A 10885-nucleotide genomic window follows, 5' to 3' on the forward strand; every position below is an offset into this window, starting at 1 on the left:
GACCGACGACGGCTGGGGATGCGGCGTAGGGACCGCGGGCATGGAGAGTCTCCAGTGGTTGCGCAGGTCCGGCGGATCGCGCCTGGGGGAGCGTCTCATGGTCGCGCCTATCTTCCGGCCGGCGCCCGGGTGGATCGGTCGCCACCGTAATTTGATCACCTTACGTCTGGCATTTGCCACGACCAACAGGACAGATGCCCAGCCACGCCGAAGCTCGGCGGGGCTGGGCCGACGAAGTCGAACGGCGCGAGGCCGCCGAGCAGCGCGTCGCCGAGTTGGAGCCCGCGGCCGCCCGCGCCCATCAACTGCTGGAGGCCGAAGGCGCGGCGCTGATCGGCACCGTGGCCAAGCGGCTCGGTGTCACGGAGACCTTCCTGCGGAGGTTCCTGCGTGGCGAAGGCCTGTTGTGCAGCTACGGCGCCAAGCGTAACGAGCCCATGGCCCGCTACGTCGCCTCTGGCCACTTCGAAGTCAAGGTACGCGTGATCGGCGAACCTCCTGTCCAGCGCACCACCACTTACGTCACTGGCAAAGGCAAGGCGCTGATCTGGGAGCGGCTGTTCTACAAGGGACTGGTCACCGGCCCCCGTCCGACCACCCACCAGCTCGCCCTGGAAGGACTCTAACCGCGCTCACTCGTGCGGGCATCAGCAGCCGCATCGGGGCGCTGGTCCGTCCGCCGCGACCCCTACCCGTACGGCCCGCAGCGGCCGCACCAGCCCCGGACCCGCCCTCGGGCCGACCGGCGCCGAACAACACGATGAAGTAGCCACCCGATCGACGGCCCGGCGCTCTCTCCACGATCACCGGATCCCAGCCCGATGCCCCGAAGGGCGATCGCCGTGGCGATGCCGCTGACGCCGAGTCCCACGACCAGGGCCCGTTTCCTGCTGCTGCTCAGCGCAGTCATGGCTTCCTCCTCGGATGTGACACGGCTAGGGGACGAGGACGATGCGGTCGTCGGTCTCGGCGGTCCACGCCTGCGCGACCTGGACGAGGGGTACGGCGCGCGCCCGTACGTCGATCGCGCCCGCGGTCACCGCTGAGGCCAGTTCCGGCAGTTCGGCGAGGAAGTCGCGCGCGGGGACCGAGCCGATGCCGCTGCCGACGATCTGGACGCGGGCGGAGCGCAGGGCCGCGGAGGGGATAGGCGCGGTGGGGCCGGCGATGGATCCGATCTGGATCCAGGTCAGCGGGGCGGTGCGGTCGGCGCGGGCGGTGAGCATAGGAATCATGGCGCCGGCGGCGGGTTCACCCCACACGTAGTCGATGACCACGTCGACGTCGTCCGCGTGGCCGATCTGGTCGAAGGTGATCGTCTCGTCGGCGCCGAGCGCGGTCAGCGCCTTCAGGCGGGTGGTGTCGCGGCCGGCGGCGATGACCTGGTCGGCGCCGAGCAGCTTGGCGATCTGGACCGCCATCCGTCCGGCGTTGCCGGTGGCGCCGAGGACGAGGACGCGCCGGCCAGCGTGGAAGTCGACGCGTCGGCGCAGCGCGACCCAGGACGACATGGCCGGGTTCATCGCAGCGGCGATCCGCACGGGGTCGATGCCGTCGGGCAGGATCACGCTGCGGCGAGGGTCGATGAGGGTGCGCTCGGCGAACGTGCCCAGAGTTGTGTCGTCCAGGGCCACGTAGCGGACGTTGCCCTCCTGGTCGCGTACCACACCGTCGACGCCGGGGACCAGCGGGTACATGCCGTTGCTGGAGTAGTGCGAGCCGTTCGCGTTGGCCTTGGTCAGATGGTGCAGGCCGGCCGCGAGGACCTCAACGAGCAGCTCGTCGCTGTGGCGTTCTGCGGGGTCGGGGTGGTCGCGATAGACCGGCAGGGCGTCGGCTGCTGGGATGACGGCAGCGTGCATGGTGACCTCCAGAAAATGATTTGTATTACCAACCATCTCGATGGTGGTTGGTAATACAAACCATGTCAATAGGAGTCGGCGTGATCGATGCCGCATCCGTCGATCGCCTGGCGCGGGATCGGGACGCGAGGCGTCCCGGGTGGCGGTGTCTGCCTTCCTCGCTCCGGCATGGTTGGTATTGCCAACCATGCCGGACTAGCATGACGGCATGAGCTCCGCCGACGATGTCGTGGATGCCCTCGTCCGGGCCACTTTCGAGGTGGCAGGCGTGCTGACCCGCATCGGTGGTGAGCACGATTTGTCGCTCACCCAGCTACGGGTGCTCGGCATCCTCCGCGACCGCCGCGCCCGCATCACCGAACTGGCCGCCTACCTCGGCCTGGACAAGTCCACGATGTCCGGCCTCATCGACCGCGCCCAGCGCCGGGGGCTGCTGACACGCGGCAAGAACCCCGAAGACGGCCGGGTCGTCGAGGTGTACATGACCCCGGCCGGGCTCGAACTTGCCAAACGCGTGGAGGACGACATCCGGCGTGCCCTGGCGCCCGCGACCGGCCGCCTGGACCCGGAACAGCTCGATCGGCTCGTCAACCTGCTCGACATCGTCTCGGCCCGCTCGCCGCGTACACGCGCCGCACCAGGGCCGACGGCCGCGCGCTGATGGTCGAACAGGGCCACGGACGGTTCCTGACGTCTGCGGCGTTCGCCCCATCGAGGTTTCCGGGCGGCGTGCCTCAGGTCACCAGGCCCCTGCGGTAGGCGTAGACCACCGCCTGCACGCGGTCACGCAGGTCGAGCTTGCTCAGGATGCGCGACACGTACGTCTTGACGGTCTCCTGGCTGATCACCAGCGTGGCGGCGATCTCGCTGTTGGACCGGCCGTCGGCGATCAGGCGCAGTACCTCCAGCTCGCGCGGGGTCAGCGCGGTCTCGTCGGGCGTGTCCCGGGCCGGGCGGATCCGGGACGCGTACCTGCCGACGAGCTGCCGCGTCACCTCAGGCGCCAGCAGCGCGGCGCCCGCCGCGACGGTGCGGATGCCCTGCAAGAGCTGCGCCGGCGGGGCGTCCTTGAGCAGGAACCCGCTCGCCCCGGCGCGCAGCGCCTCGTAGACGTACTCGTCCAGGTTGAACGTGGTCACCACGAGCACCTTGACTGGATTCTCGACCCCGGCGCCGGCCAGCAGGCGGGTCGCCTCGATGCCGTCAAGCACCGGCATCCGCACGTCCATGACGACGATGTCGGGACTCAGCCGGCGGGCGAGCTCGACCGCGGCGCGGCCGTCACCGCACTCGCCCACCACCTCCAGGTCGGGCTGCGCGTCGATGATCGTCGCGAAGCCGGTGCGGATCAGCGCCTGGTCGTCGCAGACCAGGACCCGGACCGGCGCGGTCATGACCGGCTCCCCGCAGGTATGCGGGCCCGTACCACAAAGCCGCCGCCCGCCTGCCGGTCCGTGCTGAACTCGCCGCCCAGAGCGTCCACCCGCTCGCGCAGCCCGGCCAGGCCCCGCCCGCTCCCGCCGGGGGAGGCGACCCTGGAGCCGGGGCCGTCGGTGCTGACCGCCACACTGATCTCCCTCTCGCCGTAGCGCACCCAGACCGCGGTGGGGCTGCCGTGGGCGTATTTGAGGGCGTTCGTCAGGGCCTCCTGGACGACCCGATAGGTCACGAACTCGGCGCTGCCCACCGATTCCCGGGGGTCGCCCTCCTCGGTGAACTCCACCGGCTGCCCGGCCTGGCGGGTCTGCTCCACGAGCGTGCCCAGGTCTCCGGCGGACGGCATGCTGACGTCGGTATCGTGATCGGCTTTGAGCAGGTCGAGCATGTGCCGCAGGTCGGTGATGGCCCGCCGGCCGGTGTCGCTGACGGCGCTCAGTGTCGCGTCGAGGCGGTCGGGCGCGGCGGTGAGGTAGCGTGCCGCCTCGGCCTGCACGACCATCGCCGTCACGTGGTGCGTCACGACGTCGTGGAGTTCGCGGGCGATCCGGGTGCGTTCGGCGGCGCGGGTGGCCTCGGCGACGTGGCGGCGGCGTTCCGCCTCGGCGGCGCGGGAGGAGCGCAGCCAGGCCCCGATGCCCCATGCGAGGGCCAGAGCCAGGTAGAACACCACGTACCCTTCCACCCTCTCGCTCGCGCCGTGTCGGTCGAGCGCGAGCGCGAGCGGCACGTACGCCATGGAGAGGAGGACCACGGTGACGCGCCGATGGCGCTCCAGGTGGGCGCCCGCGCTGATGAGCGCGATGGGCATCGCGTTGCTCGCGAACACGTGGTAGGCGCGGAACTGGTCGAGAACGAAGCCGAGCGACACCAGAGCCAGGCACACGGCCGGCCACCGCCGGCGGACGGCGAGCGGAAGGCACTCCAGGGCGATCACCACAAACGCCAGCGCGTCGAAGGGCCGGGCCGGCAGGTCGCCGACCTGAGTCCCCTTGCCGTGGAGCGCCGGCAGGAGCGATGCGATGGCCAGCAGCAGCCCGAACGGTACGTCCCGGACCACGACGTCGCACCGCCGCCACAGGTCCGTGACCCGCCCTAGATCGATCATTGGGCGAGCGTAGCGGTCGCGCCGCGCCGGAGCGGGACCACGTTGCCGCGCCGGCGGGCCAGCCGCATGAACACGACCGTCAGCAGCAGGCCGAACGCCACCGCGTATGGGCTCGCCTCCGGCCCGAACTCGCCGCCCGTGAGCAGGGCTGGGCCCGACGTCACGCCGTGCAGCAGCCCCTGCGTCGCGCCGTTGCCCGAGACCTCGGTGCCGAAGATGCCGGCTGCGGCGAAGTTCCAGCCGAAGTGCACGCCGATCGGGACCCACAGGGTGCGGGCGGCGGCGTAGGCGGCGGCGAGCATGCCGCCCGCCTCGACCGCGACGGCGATCGCGCCCCACAGATCGGCGTGCGGGTTGAGCAGGTGCGACAGGCCGAACAATAGGCCGGTCAGCACCAGCGCCGGCCACGTCCCGGTGCGTTCCTCGACGATCCTGAACAGGATGCCGCGAAACAGCAGCTCCTCCGTCACCGCGGCGGCGGCCATGAAGCCGAGCAGCCCGACCGCGCCCGCCGGCGAGCCCGGGCCGTCGATCCGGTAACCGCCCACGAGAGCGATGTTCACGATGACGGCCGCGAACAACGCGACCCCGATCAGCGCCCCTCGCGCGATGGCGCGGGCGGCGCCTCGCGCCGCCACCTCCACAGGTGCCCGGCGCTCGGACCACCGCACCACGCGGGCGTACACGAGCACGGCGAGCAAGGCCGTCGCGACACCGAGGAACAGGGTAAGGAGCGGGCTTTCCTTCACCGCGCCCACGATCGCGCCGCCGGCGAAGGCGACCACCGCGACGGGCACGAGCTGTCTCAATAACCGCATGACGACTCCCTTACGTGGGGGACTGCGGTGGGGCGCCACCGCTACGCCGAGAAACGCTAGGGATCCGGCGGTCTGGGATCGTCCCCGTGCGGTGGACATTCGCGCGTAGCTCGCACGGGGGACTGGCGCACATGCGATTCGTCGCAGGACGCCGCCGCGTTCGACGTCGCGGATGGCGTACATATCCGGCGGGCGTCCGCACCGCACGACAGAGCGCGACGATCTCGGTCCTTCCCTGCAGGATCTCGGTCCTTCCCTGCCGGCCGCGCTTGTCCCCCACACGAGCTACCGGCAAATGTCCACCGCACGGGGACGATCCCGGACCGCCCGATCCATAGCGTTACGACACAGCCACGGCGCTCCGTCCGCTTTCCCGCTACACCGCCGTGCGCATCACCCGGCGCCGACTCCCTCACTGGAGGACCTCATGCTCCGCAAGATCAAGACACCCGTTGTGGCCGCGCTGTGCTGCACCATGCTCGGCGCGGGGGTCGCCGGCTGCGACGGCGACGCGGTGGAGAACTGGGACCCCTTCGCCCCCGCCACGCGGACAGCCGATGCCACCCCGATCTCCGGGACCGCGAAGATCGACGTCGCGGGGCGGTCGGTGAACGTGTCCTGTTCGGGCGCCCCGGAGAAAGGCAGGCCGGTCATCATCCTGATGCACGGAGCAGGCGATGGGCTGGACAAGCTGGCCGCCGTCCAGAAGACGCTGAGCAGGCAGAACCGGGTCTGTTCCTACGACCGGCTCGGCGCGGGCGCCAGCGACCAGCCGGACGGCCCGCAGAGCTTCTCCAGCACGGGCAAGATCCTGACCGGAGTGCTCGACCGGATTGCCGGTGACGGCCCGGTCGTCCTGGCCGGGCACTCGCTGGGCGGGCTGATCGCCGCCACGTACGCCCCCGACCACCAGGACAGGGTGAAGGGGCTGGTCCTGATGGATGCCACCCCACCCACCATGGCCGGCGACATCACGAAGGCGATCCCCGAGTCCGCCAAGGGGCCGGCGGCCGAGGTACGCGCACAGAACCTCGCGATATTCCAGGGCGAGAACCCGGAGAAGCTCGTCATCACCGACGGCAAGGTCCGTTCCGCCGGTAACATCCCGGTGGAGGTGGTCCAGCATGGGAAGCCGTACCTCGCGGCCGTCCCCGAGTACGGGCCGCGCCTGGAGCGGGCGTGGTCCGCGGGTCAGCGCAAGTGGCTCGCGCTGTCCCGCGGCAGCAAGCTGAGCACGGCCACGAACAGCGGCCACTACATCTACGTCGACCAGCCCGATGTCGCCGTCCAGGCCATTGAACGCGTCACCGCACGGGCCGCACGGCAAGCGCAGGGTGAGTAACCAGCCGGTTGTGATGCTTCAGACCGCCGAGCGCTCGGCCGCGCGGGCGGTGAGGCGTTCCCAGTTGCGGTGGGCGATGTCGGCCTTCTGCTCGTCGGTGAAGGGCGCGTCCTCCAGGAACGAGCGGGCGGCGCCGTTGCTGGTGTCGACATAGGGAAAACCGCCAGGACGGAAGCCGTAGGTGAAGGGGTAGTCGGTGGAGTACAGCATCCGGTCTGTGCCCATGACCTCGACGGATGAGCAGGTTGCTCGCTACGGCCGCTTCCCTGAGGAGCCGTCAGTGGCCGAGCTCGAGCAGTTCTTCCGCCTGGATCGCGCGGCGCTGGACGCGCTGGCCAGCAAGCGCCGCCCGACGACCCGCCTGGGATGGGCGGTGCAGTGGGACACGGTGCGCATGCTCGTGGTGTTCCTGACCGAGGCTCCCACCCAGGTTCCGGCCGGGGCGGTGGGGTTTGTTGCGAAGCAGCTGCAGCTCGATCCCGCGGATTTGGCCGACTACGGCTAGCGGCAGCAGACGGTGTACGAGCACGCCTGGGAGATCCGTGAGCTGCTGGGCTTTCACGACTTCGGCGCATGGGAGGCGGAGGTGCGGGCGTTCGTGGCGGCGCGGGTGTGGGCCTCCAACGAGGGGCCGCGGGCGCTGTTCGATCGGGCGCGGGTGCACATGCTGAAGGAGCGAATCCTGCTATCCGGCATCACCGTGCTCACCCGGTTGGTAGGCGAGGTGCGCAAGGCGGAGAGCGACCGGCTGCAGGCGCTGTTGTCGGGCCGGCTGTCGGCCGGGATGCGCACCGCGCTGGAAGAGTTGTTACGAGTGGGCGAGGGCCGCCGGTTCTCTGAGCTGGAGCGGCTGCGCACGGCGCCGACGAAGGCCTCGGGCCGGGTGCTGTCGGTCCAGTTACAACGGGTGGCCGAGATCGCCGGGCTGGGCGCTGGCGGCGTGGTGGTCGAGCCGGTGCCGGAGGTGAAGCTGGCCGCGCTGGCCCGCTACGGCAAAGCCGCCAAGGCGCCTGCGCTGGCGGAACTGGCCGAGCACCGCAAGGCCGCGATGTTGCTGGCCACGGTGCGACACCTGGAGACCGCGTCGGTCGATGACGCGCTGGATGTGCTGGACCTGCTGATTTCGGCGAATCTGCTGGCGCGGGCCGAGCGGGCGGGCAGGACCGAGCAGCTGCGCACCTTCCCGAAGCTGCCTTCGGCGGCGCGCACGATGGCCTCGGCGATGGAGGTGCTGATGGACGCGCCGGAGGCCACCACCGATCGCCTGGTGTCGCTGGTGGAGGTATGGAAGGCGATCGAGGAAGTCGTGCCGCGGGAGAAGTTGGCGGCCGCAGTGGAGACAGTCGCGGCGTTCGTGACGGTCACCGACGACGACGCGGCGGCAGAGTGGCGATCCGAGCTGATCAACAGCGGGATGCGGCCAAGCCGGATGAGTTCCTCCTGAAGACGGCCGGTGTGATGGGCGTCGGCCAGCCGGCCCACCCATTCGGCCGCGGTGGCCAACAGGACACGATGGCCGGCCTGGCAAGCACGGATTCCCAACCCGATGGACAGATGAGTCTTGCCGGTGCCGGGCGGGCCGAGGAAGACGACGTTCTCCCTGGCCGTGACGAAGTCGAGAGTGCCGAGGTGGGTGATGGTGTCGCGTTTCAAGGATCGTTGGTGGTCGTAGTCGAACTCCTCCAGAGACTTGCGGGCGGGGAAACGGGCCAGCCGGATGCGGCCCGCACCGCCGTGCGCTTCGCGGGCGGCGACCTCGCGTTGCAAGCAGGCGGCGAGGAACTCCTCGTGCGACCAGTCCTCGGCGCGGGCCCGCTCGGCAAGCCGCTCGATGGAGGCTGCCAGCGAGGGTGCTTTGAGCGCCCGGGTCAGGTAGGCGAGTTCCGAGGCGATGTTCCTGGCAGAGTTCTTGGCTGCCATCAGATCGCCGCCTCCTCATTCGCCTGCTCACCAGCGAGGCCGAACATGTGGTCGTAGTCGGTGAGACGACGCTGTTCGACCTCGGTCATCACCGCGGGAACCGGGGCCAGGCGTTGACGCCGCGGAGTTGCGGGCGGCCTGCTGGTGAGCCGGGTCGGTGAGGGTCTGGTGGGCTGCCCGGCATCGTTCGTGCTGGGCGACGTTCTTGCCGCCACAGGTCGCGGTGACGTGATCGAGATCGGCCCGGACTTCGACCAGACGGCCGATCGCGGCCGGGTGGACGGAGTAGTCGTTGGCATCGAGGCGGACGTAGTGGTCGCGGGGCAGCCGGGCCGAGGTGTTCCAGCCGATCTGCGGGGCGGTCGGGGGCAGGGGGAGCATCGCGGCCAGGTCCGCGAATCTGCTGCATGCCGCGACGTGAGGTTCGCTGCCGCATGTCCGGTGAATGTCCGATTTTCGGATCAGGAGCTGGTAGCGGCCCTATCCCAGGTGCCGTATCCGTAGCTGTGCATGCCACCTGATCTACGGATAGCGCGTCAACGTCTGTCAGCTCGGTTGATCACGGCCAGTTGGTGTCGGCATTCCACATCGTGACCTTCTTCAGTTGCTCCGCTGGAGGAAGTCCAACGGCACCGGCGAGGTTGGCACCATTCAGGTTTGCGCGGTCGAGTCGAGCGCCGTTCAGATTGGCGCCGGACAAGTTGGCGCCAGCCAGGTTGGCGCCGGTTAGGTTAACGCCGACCATGTCCATGCCCGCTAGGTTTTGATCCACCAGAAAAACGCCCGTTAGGTTGGCTCCATGTAACCCTGCGCGATTCAGAGTTGTCCCTAACAAGTTCACTCTGCTCAGATTTGCACGCGAAAAGCTTGCATGGGTCAGGTTTGCTCCGCTCAGGTTGGCATCAGTCAGGTCGGCGCCCTCCAAGTTGGCTCTGGTCAGGTTCGCCCCGTAGATCTGGGCGCGAGCCAGATTGCTCCCAGCCAGCTCCGCGTCGGTCATGTTGGCCTTGACCAAGGTGGCATCACTCATGTTGGCGCGATAGATCAGAGCGCTGGACAGGTCGGCCGCATAGAGGTTGGCTCTCCGCAGATCGGCATCGGAGAGAAGCGTGTTGCTGAGACCGGCTTGATAAAGCTCAGCGCTGCCCAGGGCGGCCTTGGCGAGGTTGGAGCCGCTCAGCGTGGCATCACGCATGTAGCTACGGCTCAGGTTCACTCCCGAGAGGTTGCCGCGCATCAGTCGGACTCCCGTTAAGTCGACCGCATAAGAGCCGGTGGAGCCGGTCGTGGCGGGATTACGGCCAAGCACGGTGACAGCCGCTTGTAGATCAGTCGCCAGGAGGGCCGGCTTGCTGGACTTAACGTCTGTATCCGGGTCGTGCTCTCTGAGGTAAGCAGCAAGTACGTCCAACACGGCTTGGTGGTAGTCAGGAGAATCCCATATCGTTTTCTCAAGGGCATAAATCCCGCCTAGCTTTACATCCTTCTGGTCACTCCCGAGCTGCTCAACCGCTTTCGTAAACCGATCATTTGCCTGACCCTTCCGGCTCAGGTCGAGACTATCTTGCGCGATCTTTTGGGATTTTCGGCTCTCTTCAATAGATTGTGCCGTCTGGGATAGGCCCAACCCGGTGAGGATGAGGCCTGCGATCACACCCATCGTGGTGAGAAGTTGCGCCACCGTCAGCGCGACCTGGTGCCGCTCTTGGCGTGCCGCCTGGTGTAGTTCGGCGCGCCGGTCGGGCGGCAGTGCCGCGAACTCACCTGGGGTAAGCCCCCAGGAAGCAGACTTTCGGGGATGCCCATGCTGCGGCTGTACGACTTGCTCGCGAGCCGCTCTGGCTCGCTGCGCTGTGACAGCAGTCGTGCGAGCAGATGGCTTGGGTGTGGTGCTGCGTTTGCTGGTAGGTCGCGCCATGGGCGACATTGTGCGATCAAGCAAATCTGAAAGCTAGCCTCAATCTTTCTCGATCTTGATCTGGTTGGCTAAGGGGTTCGGCTGGAGGTTGATTTTCCCGCTGTGGTCAGCGTGTGTGGCCCGGCTGTCGCGCCAGGTGGGCGGGGTTCCACGGGTCCGCGGCGTCTCCTTTCTCTATGCCGGGCACCGCAAGGCATGACACGAGGGCGTACGCCGCGTACCGAAGTGCAGAGCTGGGTTGCGTCCATGGGAGTGGTGTACGAATTTGACCTGGTCACAGGCGTGGCGGCGTGAAATGGCGACGGCCATCGCGTGATCCTTCGATTAGCGAAGATCAAGTTCGAAGGAGAACACGCGATGGCCGCGGACAACAGTGTGTCGCCCGAGCAGTGGCTGGCCAAGCAGATCGAGACCGGCGATCCAGACTTGTTGCGATCCATGGTGAAGACCATGGCCGAAGCGTTGATGTCGGCCGAGGCC

General features: G+C 68.5%; 10 protein-coding genes and 2 pseudogenes. 4 read left to right on the forward strand and 8 right to left on the reverse strand.

What is annotated here, in order from left to right; genetic code table 11:
- Window positions 1–194: 194 nt before the first annotated feature.
- Window positions 195–626 carry a phage antirepressor KilAC domain-containing protein gene (locus ACWEVS_RS45285; RefSeq protein WP_452557324.1) on the forward strand — a complete coding sequence of 144 codons (432 nt, stop codon included), beginning with the start codon at window positions 195–197 and terminating at the stop codon, window positions 624–626.
- A gap of 309 nt (window positions 627–935) precedes the next feature.
- Here the strand turns inward: ACWEVS_RS45285 and ACWEVS_RS45290 are convergent, their stop codons facing one another.
- Entirely contained in the window at window positions 936–1862 is a 927-nt protein-coding gene (locus ACWEVS_RS45290; RefSeq protein ID WP_452557326.1) for a zinc-binding dehydrogenase, read from the reverse strand.
- A 208-nt stretch (window positions 1863–2070) separates the two neighbouring features.
- Here ACWEVS_RS45290 and ACWEVS_RS45295 point away from each other — a divergent pair, with 208 nt between their 5' ends.
- Window positions 2071–2523: a MarR family winged helix-turn-helix transcriptional regulator gene (locus ACWEVS_RS45295; RefSeq protein ID WP_354923271.1), complete on the forward strand. Its 453-nt coding sequence runs from the start codon at window positions 2071–2073 to the stop codon at window positions 2521–2523.
- Between the two features lie 73 nt (window positions 2524–2596).
- Here the strand turns inward: ACWEVS_RS45295 and ACWEVS_RS45300 are convergent, their stop codons facing one another.
- The 3 genes from ACWEVS_RS45300 to ACWEVS_RS45310 are packed head-to-tail and all read right to left on the reverse strand — an operon-like array spanning window position 2597 to window position 5225.
- The gene (locus ACWEVS_RS45300) at window positions 2597–3256 is read right to left on the reverse strand and encodes a response regulator (protein WP_449931785.1); all 660 of its coding nucleotides are present in this window, start codon (window positions 3254–3256) and stop codon (window positions 2597–2599) included.
- Window positions 3253–4407 (reverse strand): sensor histidine kinase, encoded by a 1155-nt coding sequence (locus ACWEVS_RS45305; RefSeq protein WP_452557329.1) that lies wholly within the window; start codon window positions 4405–4407, stop codon window positions 3253–3255. The genes ACWEVS_RS45300 and ACWEVS_RS45305 overlap by 4 nt, the downstream gene beginning before the upstream one ends.
- On the reverse strand, window positions 4404–5225 hold the full coding sequence (locus ACWEVS_RS45310; protein ID WP_449931781.1) for a CPBP family intramembrane glutamic endopeptidase: 822 nt from the start codon (window positions 5223–5225) through the stop codon (window positions 4404–4406). The genes ACWEVS_RS45305 and ACWEVS_RS45310 overlap by 4 nt, the downstream gene beginning before the upstream one ends.
- A gap of 427 nt (window positions 5226–5652) precedes the next feature.
- Here ACWEVS_RS45310 and ACWEVS_RS45315 point away from each other — a divergent pair, with 427 nt between their 5' ends.
- Window positions 5653–6567, forward strand: coding sequence for an alpha/beta fold hydrolase (locus tag ACWEVS_RS45315; protein WP_452557331.1), 915 nt, complete (start codon window positions 5653–5655; stop codon window positions 6565–6567).
- Between the two features lie 18 nt (window positions 6568–6585).
- Here ACWEVS_RS45315 and ACWEVS_RS45320 read toward each other — a convergent pair whose 3' ends face one another.
- Window positions 6586–6792 (reverse strand): hypothetical protein, encoded by a 207-nt coding sequence (locus ACWEVS_RS45320; RefSeq protein WP_452557333.1) that lies wholly within the window; start codon window positions 6790–6792, stop codon window positions 6586–6588.
- A 55-nt stretch (window positions 6793–6847) separates the two neighbouring features.
- Here ACWEVS_RS45320 and ACWEVS_RS45325 point away from each other — a divergent pair.
- Window positions 6848–7234 (forward strand): annotated as a pseudogene (locus ACWEVS_RS45325) (DUF4158 domain-containing protein); the annotation flags it as partial.
- 320 nt (window positions 7235–7554) lie between these two features.
- Here ACWEVS_RS45325 and ACWEVS_RS45330 read toward each other — a convergent pair.
- The 3 genes and pseudogenes from ACWEVS_RS45330 to ACWEVS_RS45340 form a co-directional block, all read right to left on the reverse strand.
- Window positions 7555–8487, reverse strand: coding sequence for an ATP-binding protein (locus tag ACWEVS_RS45330; RefSeq protein WP_452557335.1), 933 nt, complete (start codon window positions 8485–8487; stop codon window positions 7555–7557).
- A pseudogene (locus tag ACWEVS_RS45335) lies at window positions 8487–8883 on the reverse strand (Mu transposase domain-containing protein); the annotation flags it as partial. The gene ACWEVS_RS45330 and the pseudogene ACWEVS_RS45335, both read right to left, overlap by 1 nt.
- Before the next feature lie 163 nt (window positions 8884–9046).
- Window positions 9047–10405, reverse strand: a complete 1359-nt coding sequence (locus ACWEVS_RS45340; protein ID WP_452557337.1) for a pentapeptide repeat-containing protein — start codon at window positions 10403–10405, stop codon at window positions 9047–9049.
- Window positions 10406–10885 lie beyond the last annotated feature (480 nt).

The sequence above is a fragment of the Nonomuraea sp. NPDC003754 genome (assembly GCF_053605785.1).